General features: G+C 59.1%; 12 protein-coding genes, 1 tRNA gene and 1 riboswitch. Of the genes, 2 read left to right on the plus strand and 11 right to left on the minus strand.

What is annotated here, in order from left to right; all coding sequences use genetic code 11:
• Nucleotides 1–18: 18 nt before the first annotated feature.
• The 8 genes from GOB87_RS11035 to GOB87_RS11070 form a co-directional block, all read right to left on the minus strand.
• Nucleotides 19–936 (minus strand): glycosyltransferase family 32 protein, encoded by a 918-nt coding sequence (locus GOB87_RS11035; protein ID WP_166316500.1) that lies wholly within the window; start codon nt 934–936, stop codon nt 19–21.
• A 103-nt stretch (nt 937–1,039) separates the two neighbouring features.
• Nucleotides 1,040–1,131, minus strand: a tRNA-Ser gene (locus GOB87_RS11040).
• Between the two features lie 103 nt (nt 1,132–1,234).
• Complete coding sequence (gene ribH, locus GOB87_RS11045) at nt 1,235–1,717, minus strand: 6,7-dimethyl-8-ribityllumazine synthase (RefSeq protein ID WP_166316503.1); 483 nt, start codon at nt 1,715–1,717, stop codon at nt 1,235–1,237.
• Entirely contained in the window at nt 1,714–3,018 is a 1,305-nt protein-coding gene (gene ribB / locus GOB87_RS11050; protein WP_166316571.1) for a 3,4-dihydroxy-2-butanone-4-phosphate synthase, read from the minus strand. Before ribB ends, ribH begins: the two co-directional genes overlap by 4 nt.
• Nucleotides 3,019–3,026: 8 nt before the next feature.
• A complete protein-coding gene (locus GOB87_RS11055; RefSeq protein ID WP_166316506.1) occupies nt 3,027–3,629 on the minus strand; it encodes a riboflavin synthase in 603 nt (200 codons plus the stop codon).
• A 7-nt stretch (nt 3,630–3,636) separates the two neighbouring features.
• Complete coding sequence (gene ribD / locus GOB87_RS11060; RefSeq protein WP_166316509.1) at nt 3,637–4,683, minus strand: bifunctional diaminohydroxyphosphoribosylaminopyrimidine deaminase/5-amino-6-(5-phosphoribosylamino)uracil reductase RibD; 1,047 nt, start codon at nt 4,681–4,683, stop codon at nt 3,637–3,639.
• Between the two features lie 93 nt (nt 4,684–4,776).
• Nucleotides 4,777–4,938, minus strand: a riboswitch (FMN riboswitch).
• A gap of 147 nt (nt 4,939–5,085) precedes the next feature.
• Nucleotides 5,086–5,700 (minus strand): O-methyltransferase, encoded by a 615-nt coding sequence (locus GOB87_RS11065; protein WP_166316512.1) that lies wholly within the window; start codon nt 5,698–5,700, stop codon nt 5,086–5,088.
• A 36-nt stretch (nt 5,701–5,736) separates the two neighbouring features.
• Nucleotides 5,737–6,363 carry a PadR family transcriptional regulator gene (locus GOB87_RS11070; protein ID WP_166316515.1) on the minus strand — a complete coding sequence of 209 codons (627 nt, stop codon included), beginning with the start codon at nt 6,361–6,363 and terminating at the stop codon, nt 5,737–5,739.
• 181 nt (nt 6,364–6,544) lie between these two features.
• Between GOB87_RS11070 and GOB87_RS11075 the strand changes: the two genes are divergently transcribed.
• Nucleotides 6,545–7,483 (plus strand): alpha/beta fold hydrolase, encoded by a 939-nt coding sequence (locus tag GOB87_RS11075; RefSeq protein ID WP_166316518.1) that lies wholly within the window; start codon nt 6,545–6,547, stop codon nt 7,481–7,483.
• Between the two features lie 34 nt (nt 7,484–7,517).
• On the opposite strand, the gene GOB87_RS11080 is transcribed toward GOB87_RS11075, so the two are convergent.
• From GOB87_RS11080 to GOB87_RS11090, 3 genes are all read right to left on the minus strand, one after another.
• Nucleotides 7,518–9,035, minus strand: a complete 1,518-nt coding sequence (locus tag GOB87_RS11080) for a CYTH and CHAD domain-containing protein (protein WP_166316521.1) — start codon at nt 9,033–9,035, stop codon at nt 7,518–7,520.
• Nucleotides 9,036–9,222: 187 nt separating this feature from the next.
• The gene (locus tag GOB87_RS11085) at nt 9,223–11,373 is read right to left on the minus strand and encodes a catalase (RefSeq protein ID WP_166316524.1); all 2,151 of its coding nucleotides are present in this window, start codon (nt 11,371–11,373) and stop codon (nt 9,223–9,225) included.
• A gap of 159 nt (nt 11,374–11,532) precedes the next feature.
• A complete protein-coding gene (locus tag GOB87_RS11090; RefSeq protein ID WP_166316527.1) occupies nt 11,533–12,306 on the minus strand; it encodes a glycosyltransferase family 25 protein in 774 nt (257 codons plus the stop codon).
• A gap of 305 nt (nt 12,307–12,611) precedes the next feature.
• On the opposite strand from GOB87_RS11090, the gene GOB87_RS11095 reads away from it, so the two are divergent.
• Entirely contained in the window at nt 12,612–13,979 is a 1,368-nt protein-coding gene (locus tag GOB87_RS11095) for an NAD-dependent succinate-semialdehyde dehydrogenase (RefSeq protein ID WP_166316529.1), read from the plus strand.
• Nucleotides 13,980–13,993 lie beyond the last annotated feature (14 nt).

Raw genomic sequence — 13,993 nt, forward strand, 5'->3', positions numbered from 1 at the left:
ATTCTTAAAACCTTACCTTCAATAATCCGGATGAACAAACGCCTTCTTCCCATTCAACCGCCACTTCAGGTTCAACCAGACCCGGTACAGGAAGAAGGCAACCTTCAGATGCAGCGGCAACACCACAACTGAATTCCGGTTGACGGAATAATGCCGCCCATCAACATGATTATCTCGCCCTGTTATGGCGTAAATCAGGTGAATATCCCGGTCATAACGATACAATTTGTGCCGATAGCGGCTGACCAAGGGGTAGATCGTATTTGAATACATAATCGGACCGGTCACGTTCAGCACACCGATGCGCCCCGTCAGATGCGTCCATGGACTATAATCATCCACCGCTTTCAACATGGCGGGGATGACAGCCCTTAGAAACGGATGCCCCTTACACCCGATGACGTGCCATTGTTGATACTCGCCACCGGGAATGGGAACGGCCTTACGGAGCCCCACTCCTTCGTCAGGTTGCCCCGGCTGATTCTGCCATTGCGTAAGGATGAAACCTTCATCCCCTGAAATGGAAGCGTCGATCTTTCCTTCGATTCCGCTTTTCACATCGAAATACAGCCCGCCCACCGCGTAAATGAGCAGGTACCGCAAAAAATCCGATCGTGCCGCCGCATATTCCGGATTGATGCGCTCATAATAAGCCAGCACCTCAGGGCTGTAATATTTGAGAATGAACGCTCGCGCGCTGGCTTCGTCATACTGACGGAACTCGTAATCAGGATTATTCGCCTTCATCTGATCGATGTAGCGTCGATAAACCTCGGGAATCGTGCCACCAAAATAAATATGATGAACAATTTTTGGGATTGTCTCACCTTCCTCAACAAACGGAACCAGCAAATCATAGTCCATGAGGCTGCGCGGTTTGTTCATCAAGGCGGTTCCATCTGTTTTATGCCAACAGATCAGCGCGTACGAACCCACGCTGATATTCTTTCTGTCTAGCGTCCAGAAAACCCTGCGTCCATGACAGAGAACATTCTGGATTAACAGATAATGCCTGTATTTATATTGGATATTTTGAAAATGGCGGAGGGGATGGGATTCGAACCCACGATACCAGTTTCCCGGTATAACGGTTTAGCAAACCGCCGCCTTCAGCCTCTCGGCCACCCCTCCGCAAGGCCCCGTCATATAAATCCTGACGAGACAGTGCGGGCGGGAACATAAGGTATCCCGCACGCGGCGTCAAACCCTCCCGCACGTCTTATTCACCCGTATTTCAGGCACGAATCTGCCGCAGAAGCGCGATGGATTCGACGCAGGCCGCCGCTGCCTCGCGCCCCTTGTTGTGCACGTCTTCGCGTGAGCGCGAAACCGCCTGCTCCTCGGTGTAGGTCGTAAGAATACCGAAGGCGATCGGCGTCTCTGTGGCCAGCGATGCCTGCTGGATGCCCACCGTCGCGCCAAGGCTGATGAACTCGAAATGCGCCGTGTCGCCCTTGATGACACATCCAAGGCAGATCACGCCTTCATACTTGCCGGTCTTGGCCAGCGTCTGCGCCAGCAGCGGAAGTTCGAATGCGCCCGGCGCGAGGAACACATCATCCGAAGCCACCTCAATCCCGTGCTCGCCCAGCCACTCGATGGACCCGCGACGCAGCCCGCCCGTCACGTCTTCATTGAAACGGCTGACCACCAACGCCAGACGCGGCGCGGGCGAGAGGTGCTGCGAAGGAATGGAGTCCGGAGAACGTGTGCTCATGATGTGACCTTATTCGAAGAAGGAGTGACCGAATCCGCCCGCAAGGCATGGCCCATGCGCTGACGCTTGGCCTCCAGATAGGCGCGGTTGAATCGGTTGGGAGTAATTTCCACGCCAACGCGCGCGCGCACGGTAAAGCCCTGCGTTTCCAGAGCCTGCACTTTGGCTGGATTATTCGTCATCAGATCGAGCGTAGTGATGCCGAGATCGCGCAGGATCGCACCTGCAGCCGCCCAGTCACGTTCATCGGTGGCAAACCCGAGATGATGATTGGCGTCGATCGTATCCAACCCCTGATCCTGAAGGGCATAGGCCCGGATCTTGTTACCCAACCCGATGCCGCGTCCTTCGTGACCGCGCACATAAAGCAGCACGCCACTCTCGGCCTCACCAATCCGGCGCAGCGCCGTGTGAAGCTGATCGCCGCAATCGCAGCGCATGGAGCCGAGGGCATCACCCGTCACGCATTCGGAATGCATCCGCACCAGTGGCACAGCCTCCTTCGCTGTCGGATTACCTTTTACAAGCGCCACATGCTCCACGCCTTTTTCGTCACGGAAGGCATGGACCACAAGATCCTCGCCGCCATACACGCTTGGCAGGGACGCTTCGGCCAGTTCCGCCACAACCGCACCTGCCGCAGGTGCGGTCTGAGCAACGGCAGCCTGAACAGTCTTGCCCACCACAGGGTCGAGGCCGTATGCGCGCACCCACTCCACCAGTTCGGCAATCGAGACGATGGGCAGGTCATGCTCACGCGCGAACACTTCCAGCTCCGGACGACGCGCCATCGTGCCGTCTTTGCTCATAATCTCACAGATGACCGCCGATGGCGCGCATCCGGCCAGACGCGCAATGTCGATGGAGCCTTCGGTATGACCGTTGCGTTCCACCACACCTCCGGGCGCGGCCCGCAGCGGAAAGACATGACCGGGCGAGACCAGATCGGCCGCCGTGGCGTCGGGGGCGACGGCCGCCTGCACGGTGCGCGCGCGATCATGCGCCGAGATGCCGGTGGTTACGCCGTCGCGCGCCTCAATGGATACTGTGAAGGCCGTGCCACGGGGCGCGGTGTTGTTCTTCACCATCATCGGCAGGCCGAGCCGCTCCACGCACTCCGCTGTGAGCGGCAGGCACACCAGGCCGCGCCCATGCGTGACCATGAAGTTCATCGCCTCGGGCGTCATGAACTCGGCCGCCATGACCAGATCGCCCTCGTTCTCACGGTCCTCGTCATCGACCATGATGACCATGCGACCGTCCCGAATGGCCTCAACCGCCCGCTTCAGCGGGAGAGGCATTTCGTTCATCACCGATACCGACATACGCTCTCCACATATTTCGCGATTACGTCCACCTCGACATTCACCGGATCACCCGGCAAGAGCGAGCCCAACGTGGTATGTTCCCACGTGTGCGGAATGATCATCAGCTCGATGGTGAAATCGTCACCCTCCGGCTCGCCCACAGCGTTCAGCGTCAGGCTGATACCGTCGAGCGTGATCGATCCCTTTTCGACCAGATAGCGGCGCAACGCGCTCGGCACGCTCATGACCAGCCGCCGTGCGTCTCCCACCATTTCAGTGGAGCGGAATGTCGCCAGACCGTCCACATGGCCCTGAACGATGTGCCCGGATAGCCGTGTGGTCGGTGTGACGGCCCGCTCCAGATTGACGCGGTCGCCTTCTTTCAGACGACCAAGCGCCGTTCGGTCCAGCGTCTCGGCACTGACAAAGAACTGGACACGTCCATGTGCGTCGAACTCGGTCGCGGTGAGGCAGACGCCATTCACGGCAATGCTCTCACCCAGAGCCACATCGGTCAGGCCCGTGTCGATATCGAGAACACGAGATGCCTCGCCCTCTCGCACCGCCGCGACCTTTCCAAGATGCTCGATAATTCCTGAAAACATCTGTTCCTCACACCAAGACCGGCGCGACAGGCGCATGCGCCCCGGCCAGTTCCCCGAACAGGGCCAGCGGTGTGTCCGCATGACGCTGTTCGACTGAAAATCTCTCGCTTCCGTCTGGCTGTATGCCAATCGTCAGCCAGTCGTCCCACACGTCCTGCTCCCGCAGGGTCGCAAGCAGTTCAGGCCCGGCTTCCACAAGTGCCCACAGCGCACCGGCTTCGGCCAGACGCTGCGGAATATCCCTGACATCATCGAGGAAGATCACATCAAAGATCTTTTCCGTCTGCTCCAGCCACGCGGAAGGCACTTTCTGCGTGCGCGAACACACGGCCAGCACCCTCTTTCTGCGCTCGGCATGATCGCTCACACGCCGCACATTCAGGCCGGGCAGATCGGCGCGGACCGTGCCGCCAGACGTCACCACGGCATCCGTGGCGCGACGCAGCCGATGCGCCAGATCGAGAGCCGCTGGAGAGGTAAAGGTTGTGCGCCCGACAGGAGGAATCATGCCGCCACGCTCATCCACTGCCTGCTTGACGGTGAGCCATGTGCGCCCCTGCGTGCTCCAACGGATAAAGGGGGCGATCAACCCGCGGCACTGCGCCAACAAATGTTCGCCATCGGGCAGATGTGTGTATTCGCGCTCCAGCCAGCGCACCGCGCGGCCAGCCGCTTCAAGCCGCGCCGCTCCACCGCCCGCCACCTGCGGGTTGGGATCGGCGCAGGCAATCCAGACCGTCTTCACAGGCGTTGCGAGCAGCGCTTCGGCACAAGGAGGCGTGCGACCGGTGTGATTGCAGGGTTCGAGAGTGACGATCGCCGTGACGATCCGGTCCGTCAGACCACGCTGCGCGCACTCATGAAGCGCGCGCGCCTCGGCATGGAATGCGCCAGCGCGATGATGCGCCGCAACAGCGAGGATCTGGTCATCCGCATCGAGCAGCGCGCAACCAACGGGCGGATTGGGAGCTGTGGCGCCAACGAAGCGACACGCCTCTCCAACCGCTGCGCGGAAGGCTTCACTTATCTGCTGATACTCTGAACGACCGGCCATCAACCTCGTCCGCCATACGACACGCACACGTCGACTCAGGGCAGACATACGGTTGCTCACACAGGACACACCATGTGCGCCTGTATCGTTCACCGCCGCTCTCTCTCATCCGGACTATACCGTCGGCTCCGGAATCACACCGGATCTGCTGACCCTTCCCCAGATGAGGAAGGCGCTCGCGGGCTTCCGATCCATCTCACAAGAGAAAAACCGGTTACCGCCGGTGGGGAATTGCACCCCGCCCTGAGAACGTCTTTCAACACTATGAAGGGCGTCTTTGCGAAAAAGCAACCCACTTTTGCCAATGCGTCACTTCACAACCGCTTAATCGTTGCGAATCCGATAGAAACGAAAAACCCGGAAGATCGGCATTTCCGCCAACCTTCCGGGCTGTTATGCGCTTCAACCTTCGAAGCGGCTGACCTCAATACCAGTTCCCACCGGAAGCAGGACGCTTGTGATGCCGGGCTTCTCCCGGATGGCGCGACCATAGCGCCGGACATCTTCCGTGCCGGGACGGATCATGTTGTCCGCCACCACAATCGCGCCGGGAGCCAGTTTGGGATAGAACGCCTCCAGACAGGGAACGTAGAGATCCTTCCACAGATCAACGAAGACGAAATCCACTTTCCCCGCCACGTCATTAATAAGCTGCACGGCATCACCGACGCGAAACTCAATGTGTTCCGAAAGACCGGCACGTGCCGCCATCTCCTGTGCATGACGTGACTTGTAATCATGCACTTCCATCGTGATGAGACGACCGCCGCTCGCTCGAGCGGCGTCCCCCAGCCACATAGCGGAATACCCAAAGGATGTTCCAAGTTCGAGGATCGTGGGATGCGCAAGACTGCGGGCCAGAATGTTGAGCAACTGCCCCGTATCCGGTCCGATGGAGCGCATACGTTGATCCTGCCCACCGTCCCGTCCACCCGGTGGTTCCACGCGCGGCCCGTCCCGTTCCGCGCGCATCCGTTCGTGATAGATATCGAGAACCGAAGAAAGCGCTTCGTCCATCAGTCAACTCCCTGCTTCCATAAAACCGTTCCGGCTTCAGCTACGCTCGATAGCCTGCGCTGCCGCGTCCAGCGCGGCCGCGATCTTTTCCGCCGTCTCGGGTGCCAGATCGCCTTCTCTCAGACGCAAACGCATGGCCAGCTTGAGGTTTTCCATCGCCCGGACCACGGGAGCCGGTGCGTTCTCACGTCCTTTGCCCTGCCGGCCCACACTGCGTGAGAGCACCTCATCCGCAGCAGCCTTGTTGGCGACAAGGAAAGCCTCGCCTTCCGGTGTGATGCGGTAGCTCTTGCGACTGCCTTCCTCGCTTTTGGCGACATAACCAGCGTCATCGAGCCAGGAGAGCGTGGGATAGATGACACCGGGGCTGGGTGTGTAGCTGCCACCGAATTTCTCTTCGATGGCGCGGATCAGTTCATACCCATGACGAGGCTCCTGAGCGATCATGGTCAGGATGAGCAGGCGGAGTTCGCCATAATCGAAGAGGCGCTTTCCGCGATGACCGCCACGTCCATGATGCGGGCCACGGCCCCGTCCCTCAGGACGTCCACCGCGACCACCTTCGGGGCGATCCTCCCTTGGGCGACCACCGGCTTCACCGGTTTCAGGAGAGAAGAAAGAGTGACGGTGACGACCGCCTGCGTGTCTGTTTGTGTGTTTCATGACTTCCGATATAGATCACGATATATCGTATATCAAGATATATCTGAAATTATATCGTAAGGATATGTAACAACTCCACGCTCACCTCGCCCAACCGCAAATGTTGCAAAACAGAAACAGATATGATGCGCTGCCTCCGTCACTCTCGGTCCACACTTCACAGATGGATGCCCGCACAACCATGACTCTGTGTTTCCTGTCTCCTCGCTTCGCCCGGCGTGCCGTCACAGCCGCACTGATCGGCTTCGCCATTACCCACACCGTCGTCCCGGCTCAGGCCGAGACGTCCACGCCTGTCCAACAGAACCTCCCCCTGTGGCAGACCCTTCCGCCCACTCCCGTCGGGTTGGAACAGGACGCCAACGGCCTCCCTGTGCAGGCCGGTCGTCTCAGGATCGAAGACGGCGCGCGCATCTATTACGCCGAAGCCGGAACAGGCACGCCCGTCCTTCTTCTGCACGGCGGCCTGGCCAACTCGGATTACATGAGCGGTCTGGCGCGCAGCCTGCTTGCGGCCGGTTATCGCGTGATTGTGGTGGACTCGCGGGGGCATGGCCGCAGCACACTCGGCAAGACGCCGCTGGGCTATGATCGCATGTCCGACGACGCGGTGGCGGTGCTGACGCATCTGAACATCGACCGCGCCGCCGTTGTGGGCTGGAGCGATGGCGGCATTCAGGGCATCGACCTCGCGCTGCGCCATCCGGACCGCATCACCCGCGTGTTCTCTTTCGCCCCCAACATCACCATCGATGGCGTGGACACGTCAGCCGATCGCACGCCAACCGTGCATACATTCATCGAGCGTGCCGCAAAGGAATACGCACATCTTTCCCACACGCCCCACGGCTACAAGCGCTTCCTCAAGACGGTTGAAGGCATGTGGGCGAGCCAGCCCAACTGGTCCGATGCACAGGTGGCCGCCATCACCACGCCCATGTGGGTCATCGATGGCGATCATGATGAAATGATCCACCGTCCCCATATCGAACATATTGCCCAGACCGTGCCGAATGCCGGACTTCTGCTTCTGCCGAATGTAAGCCACTTCGCATTTCTTCAGAACCCGACGCTCTTTTCCCAGACGGTTCTGAACTTCCTTGCCCTACCGACGCCCTGACACCCCAAGGTATCGTGACAATGGGGATGCGCTTCTATCTCCAGAACAGGGGCGCGTCCCGCAGTTCTTTCCATGCGACCGGCAGAGATTTCAACGCCTTGCGTCGTCGCTGTTCGCTCCACGCCACCAACTGACCCGCCGCTGGCGCAAGCGCAACATTTCCCACATCCAGTTCGTCCGTAAGCTGTGCTGCCACCGTCATGTCGTTGATCTCACCCAGCGTCTGCTGCAACCGCTTGCACTGTTGCAGACAGCTCTTAACCTGCCGGGACGGATAAAGACCGGCAAGGTAGTCCACGGCATAACGGAACTTTTTCAGACTTTTACGCAGAGAATGCAGGTCATCCTCCGCAAGTTCTTTAATGTCATGTCCCCTGCGGTGAACCTTGCGCCATATCCTGTCCAGTAGATCCGGCGCGATGTCCGACAGGCGCTTCTTTGCGATATCCTCTTTCACAAAAGGTTGCTTTTCGGACCAGACCATAAGAGACAATACCAGTTCCGTCAGAGCGGAGCTTTCCAGCTCGACCTTCAGCGTTTCATGCGCCTGTCTGCGTCGGACTTCGGCCGCCTGCGTCAAAAGACTGTGCCATTCGTGCGCCTCCCCTGCGGGAAATGCCGCCGGAAGTGTCCCGCTTACGAACACATCCCAGTCTCGCGCGGCTCCCAGAATCCGGCCCAACCGTTGCAATTCCAGCGTAAATCGTTCGCTGCTGTGTGGCTCAAGACGTGGTGCGAAAAGCTGGAGGGCGGAGCGCAGTCGCCGGACCGCCACACGCATCTGATGCACACCCTCCACGTCTCCCAGTCGCGCAGCAGGTTCATTGCCGATAAGCGTGCATAATCCAGAACCAAGGATGCGCTGCAGCCCCTGCGCTGCCGACACTTTCTGTTCCAGAACCGGCGTCTTTCCATGTACGGAAGCTGGCAATGTGTCGGTTCGCAGGCGATACCCACGCTCGGCCTTGGTCTCGACGCCCAACCGCAAAGGCAGGGACGTGACCAGTTCCAGCGCCAGCTCATGCAACGCCGCTGCCGAACCGCTCTTGATTTCCAATTCCAGTTCGCGGATCGGCTCCTCTGCCTGTCCTGCCCGCACCATCCCTTCGTCGAGAGCCACTTCCACTGTCGCATCGCCATGTGTGAGGAGATGCTGTGTGCGCTCCACATCCGAGAGCCAGACCGGTTCCAACTGCCCATCAAGATGCGGCATCAGGCTTTCCACTGGAGTGCCCTTGAGCCGTGCAAGCTCTGGCGTGTCGGTGGAAACGGGCCATTCCCATTCGCCCCGTTCAAAAAGAGATCCATCTTCCGAAGACTGGGATTTCAGCGTCTGAACGAACCGCCCACCCACTTCCCGCACTCGCAGCGCGAAGCCTTTTCCACTCAGAAATAACGCGGCCGTGTCATAATAGGTCGTAATCTGCCGCTTGGTCACAGGAACTGTTGCGTGTTCCCGCAGCACGGGAGATGCCTCAATTAGGGAACGCGTCTCTGCTTCGAAAAGCAGTTTGATCTCGATTTCCGACGGTACGGCGTGGCTGTCCGGCATGACTTTCGCGCACGGTCCGGTATATCGGACCGTCCTCCCTGTGTTTCAGATCATCCTATTTCACAATCCTCTCGCATCCGCTCCAACATATCGTGTCAATGACTTGCAGTTTTCACTGGTCTCCCAACGAAAAAGGGCAGCCAATACATCGGCTGCCCTCTTCTGATTTACTCTTTTCGGTCACGTCTCACGCAAGATCGCGTACCTTTGGCTCACGTGCCCAATGCCGCTTCACACCCACCTTTTCGAACTGATCGAGCGGCACCACACCGTCATCCTTCTCAACTCCAGCCCGATCCAGAATCACCTGCGTGCCTTTGCAGTGCGCAATGGTTTTGCAGTGGGAATAAGCATCCATGAACCACTGCACTGCCGCAGAATCATGAGCCAGTTTGGCCGCCTGATCGGGCATCAGAATGGAAATCACCGCGTCGAACAGGACCGAGGGTGATCCGGCAAGCAGTCCGTCGGCCTTGAGCGTGCCGCCCTTGACCGCAATACCCCCGACCTTGGGCGCCACCAGAACCGGCGTGCCACCCTCGCTCTCGATCAGCCGCTTGAAACGATTGATCTCCTGAAGATCGGACCCTTCGGCAAACAGGATGGCGATGGAGCGACCCTGCATGGTGTTCTTTGCCTGCTTCTGGATGGATAGGGCATCGGACGTGCCCCAATCCTGCGGCTCCCGCGCGGCCTTCGCTTTTGCCGGCAGATCCATAGCCAGACCGTCGGCCACGCGCTTGGCAAGGCTTTCATCCACATTGCGCAGATTGGCGAGGAAGCGTTTGCGCACATGCTCAAGCTGCACCTTGGACAGTTCGAACACCATGGCCGAGGCAATGTGTGCCTGTTCGCTCTCGGTCTGGGAGCGGTAGAACATCCGCGCCTGACTGTAATGATCCGCAAAACTCTCCGGCCGGATGCGCAGTTTCTGCGTCGGATCGTTGCGCTCACCATTCTCGGGGAAAGTCACATATCCCGTCTCTGGACAGGCACGTGGGCCGCCCTCTTCACCCGCTTCTGCCAGACTGTTCGGCTCGTAATTCGCCCGTCCCACCGGCACCAGTGTCTGCATCATCCCGTCACGCTGGAAATTATGGAACGGGCATTTGGGCGCGTTGATGGGAATCTGGTGAAAATTGGTGGTACCCAGCCGCGACTTCTGCGTGTCGAGATAGGAGAAGAGGCGCCCCTGCAACAGCGGATCGTTGGTGAAGTCGATGCCGGGAATGACATTGGTGGGCATGAACGCCACCTGTTCGGTCTCGGCAAAGAAATTGTCCACATTGCGATTCAGCGTCATGCGACCGATGATCTGGACAGGAATTTCCTCTTCGGGGATCAGCTTCGTCGCATCCAGAACGTCATAGGGTTGTTTTTCGGCCCATTCTTCATCGAACACCTGCACACCCAGATCCCACTGAGGGAAATTGCCCTCACGGATGGCCTCGAACAGATCGCAGCGATGGAAATCCGGATTGGCGCCGGCGATTTTCACCGCTTCATCCCATGTCGTGGACTCTATGCCCAGAACCGGCTTCCAGTGGAACTTGATGAAGTGACCCTCTCCCTTTTCATTGACGAAACGGAAAGTGTGGACACCGAACCCCTCCATCATGCGCAGGGACCGTGGAATCCCGCGATCCGACATGGCCCACAGAACCATATGCGTGCTCTCGGGCACGAGACTCACGAAGTCCCAGAACGTATCATGCGCCGAGGCCGCCTGCGGAAACCCGCGATCAGCTTCCATCTTCACGCTGTGAACAAAGTCCGGGAACTTGATAGCGTCCTGAATGAAAAACACCGGAATATCGTTGCCCACTAGATCCCAGTTGCCGCTGTCCGTATAGAACTTGACGGCAAAGCCGCGCACGTCACGCGGCGTATCGATCGATCCCGCGCCACCCGCCACGGTGGAAAGCCGGGCAAACACGGGACAGGTCGCACCGACATGCTGAAAAATGGAAGCCTTGGTCAGTTCCGGTATCGCCTTGGTGCATTCGAACACGCCATGAGCCCCTGACCCACGGGCATGGACGATACGCTCGGGAATGCGCTCATGATCGAAGTGAAAGATCTTCTCGCGGAGAATGAAATCTTCCAGAAGCGTCGGCCCACGCGCGCCGGCCTTGAGGGAGTTTTCGTTGTCTGAAATGCGATGACCGAAATTGTCCGTCAGATGCGCGACACCATCCGAATGGTCCGCGTCATGCGCAATATGTTGCTGTGGCTCACCGCCCGCACCAACTGTCTCCACCACTTTGGTCTTTCCGGCGCCCGGAGCGTGATCGTGCAATGCGTTGTCGGTGCTGGGAGATGATTTTTCGTGTGACATGACGTTCTCCGGAAAATAGGGCGACGACCGGTGGGACCATGCACGAGAACATTGCCTCGGAGACCCGCCAGTTCATGCATGAGCGTCAGGACGCCATGCTTCAGTCTTCCCCAAACGCCAAGGACAGAGCCGGGTTGCGATCACGCCGTCTCGTATCCCCTATGCCTGCACGACATGCCCTTTACGTTCGAAGGAAGACTCGGCCCAGTCATTGGGCGACGTGGCGAGGAATGGAAGACACACCCACATGTCGAGCGCCTCCGCCTGCCGGCTGATCTCCACGTCCAGTCCCGTATTCTGCCAGTTGATCGGATGGGACCGAACGCCGATCCCCGCTTCGAAATGACGGGCATGGGCTGGAATGTTTCCAACTGGCAGGGCGCGATCCAGCAGGCGCTGCGCTCCTTGCGGAGAAACCGTGTAACAGCATATGCCGGCCAGTCCGAGCACCCTCATGAGCGTGGGGGACGACTCAGACTGTGCCGACAGCGCACGCTTTCCGCCCGTGGTTTCGTCAAACAACAGGGTGGCATCCGGCAGACCGCCACCCAGCCGCACGCTCAGCGGCCAGTCCGTGTTCGCTCCCCAGAACACGGCGTCGCACTCATCATGCTCCGCCATCAGAGCGCAGGTCCGCACATCGAAGTCCTCGCGCACGATCACATCGTCTTCCATAATGGTGAGAGGAACATTTCGCGTCACCGCTTCCCGCCAGAGCGTGACATGAGACATCAGAACACCCAGCGCCGGTTCCACATAAGTGTTCTCGGGAGCAATTATGCCCTGCGCCACCAGTTCAGGGCGTGAGAGCGCCCAGCCATCCACGGCCGAAAAGACATTCACGTCCGACAGATGCGGGTTGTTGCGAAAAAAAGCATCGCGCCGCCGACCATGCCGCGCCAGACTGATAACGTGTTTGTGAGGAGGCGTCATGACGACAGACCCGTGGGGAAAGTTCGGCGCCACGCGCAGTGGGAACCCTCGAATGAGACCCACCCATGCCTTAATAAGGTTGACACTCCCTTTCTCCGTGCCTGTGGTGGCGCCACGGAAATTTCGCACGGACAGGCATTCACAGCTTCTGCCCGTCATGCTTCACTCTGCAACCGTAACGAACCGGCGGGACGCCCACGTGTTCGATAGGAAACAGGAAAGCGCTCACATCGATGGACAAAATCATCGCCTCGACACTGCGAGCAGCCCTCTCCTTTCCACAGATCAGATAAGGTCCGAACAGCATGTATCAGACGATCAATCCTTCAACCGGCAAGGTCGAAAAAACCTTTGAGCTGCACACCGACGCCCAGATGCTGGCCAAACTTGAGATGGCCCATACGCTGTGGCGCGATGACTGGCAGCACCGTCCCCTTTCCGAGCGCAAGGCGCTTCTTCTTAAAGTCGCCGAACTTCTCAAGAATGACCGCGAAGCCCACGCGCATCTGATCGGGCGCGAAATGGGCAAGGTGTTCGAGGAAGCGCTGGGCGAAATCGACTTCACCGTCTCCATCTTCACCTATTACGCCGAGAACGCCGAACGCATCCTTGCCCCGAAGGACATCGCGGTCGACAGCGGCAAAGCAACCGTCGTCAGCCAGTCTCTCGGCGTGATCTACGCCGTTGAGCCATGGAACTACCCCTATTATCAGCTCGCCCGCGTGGCCGCGCCGAACCTGATGTGCGGTAACACCGTCATGATCAAGCATGCACCGGGCGTGCCGCAATGCGCTGTGGCGTTCGAGAAGCTGTTCCGTGATGCGGGCGCGCCGGAAGGCGCCTACACCAACCTGTTCCTGACCAATGAACAGTCCGAGGCGCTCATCGGTCGCATGGAAGTGCGCGGCGTGGCGCTGACCGGCAGTGAGCGGGCGGGCAGCGCCGTGGCTTCACAGGCCGGCAAGGCGCTCAAGAAAAGCACCATGGAACTGGGGGGCGCGGACGCCTTCATCGTGCTGGATGACGCCGATCTCGACGCCGTCATCCCCAATGCCGTGTACGGGCGTTATGAAAACAACGGTCAGGTCTGCACCTCCGCCAAGCGCATGATCGTGCATGAATCCATTGCCGACGACTTCACCATTCGGTTGAAAAACGCCATCAGCGAATTCCGCTATGGCGCGCCGGATGAGGAAGGCGTCACCCATGGCCCCATGAGCAGCGAAGCCGCCATGAACCGCACGATCGAGCAGGTGGATCAGGCTGTAAAAGGCGGAGCCACTGTCGTCACAGGCATCGAGCGTCTCAACCGGGAGGGTTTCTTCCTCCGCGCAGGCATCCTGACCAACGTGACCAAGGACAACCCGGTCTATTATCAGGAAATCTTCGGTCCGGTTGCAATCATCCATCGGGTGAAGAGCGATGAAGAGGCCATCGCCCTTGCCAATGACTCCCTCTACGGTTTGGGCGGTTCCGTCTATACGCGCGACGTCAAGCGTGGCCGCGCCATCGCGGAAAAGGTCGAAACGGGCATGATCGGCATCAATGCTCTCGGTGGACCCGGTGCGCAGCTTCCCTTCGGCGGCGTCAAGAACTCCGGCTATGGCCGTGAGTTGGGCGAATTCGGGATCGAAGAGTTCATCAACCGCAAGCTGATCTATCAGGCGGACTAAGCATCGGATTTGTG

Origin of the sequence: Acetobacter estunensis, assembly GCF_011516945.1 — a bacterium.
GTDB lineage: Bacteria > Pseudomonadota > Alphaproteobacteria > Acetobacterales > Acetobacteraceae > Acetobacter > Acetobacter estunensis.

What these genes read in the sequence shown, in the direction of transcription:
- GOB87_RS11090 (WP_166316527.1), bottom strand. Translation starts at nt 12,306, where the DNA reads ATGACGCCTCCTCACAAACACGTTATCAGTCTGGCGCGGCATGGTCGG.
- ribH (WP_166316503.1), bottom strand. Translation starts at nt 1,717, where the DNA reads ATGAGCACACGTTCTCCGGACTCCATTCCTTCGCAGCACCTCTCGCCC.
- GOB87_RS11085 (WP_166316524.1), bottom strand. Translation starts at nt 11,373, where the DNA reads ATGTCACACGAAAAATCATCTCCCAGCACCGACAACGCATTGCACGAT.
- GOB87_RS11070 (WP_166316515.1), bottom strand. Translation starts at nt 6,363, where the DNA reads ATGAAACACACAAACAGACACGCAGGCGGTCGTCACCGTCACTCTTTC.
- GOB87_RS11075 (WP_166316518.1), top strand. Translation starts at nt 6,545, where the DNA reads ATGACTCTGTGTTTCCTGTCTCCTCGCTTCGCCCGGCGTGCCGTCACA.
- GOB87_RS11080 (WP_166316521.1), bottom strand. Translation starts at nt 9,035, where the DNA reads ATGCCGGACAGCCACGCCGTACCGTCGGAAATCGAGATCAAACTGCTT.
- ribD (WP_166316509.1), bottom strand. Translation starts at nt 4,683, where the DNA reads ATGGCCGGTCGTTCAGAGTATCAGCAGATAAGTGAAGCCTTCCGCGCA.
- GOB87_RS11065 (WP_166316512.1), bottom strand. Translation starts at nt 5,700, where the DNA reads ATGGACGAAGCGCTTTCTTCGGTTCTCGATATCTATCACGAACGGATG.
- ribB (WP_166316571.1), bottom strand. Translation starts at nt 3,018, where the DNA reads ATGCCTCTCCCGCTGAAGCGGGCGGTTGAGGCCATTCGGGACGGTCGC.
- GOB87_RS11055 (WP_166316506.1), bottom strand. Translation starts at nt 3,629, where the DNA reads ATGTTTTCAGGAATTATCGAGCATCTTGGAAAGGTCGCGGCGGTGCGA.
- GOB87_RS11095 (WP_166316529.1), top strand. Translation starts at nt 12,612, where the DNA reads ATGTATCAGACGATCAATCCTTCAACCGGCAAGGTCGAAAAAACCTTT.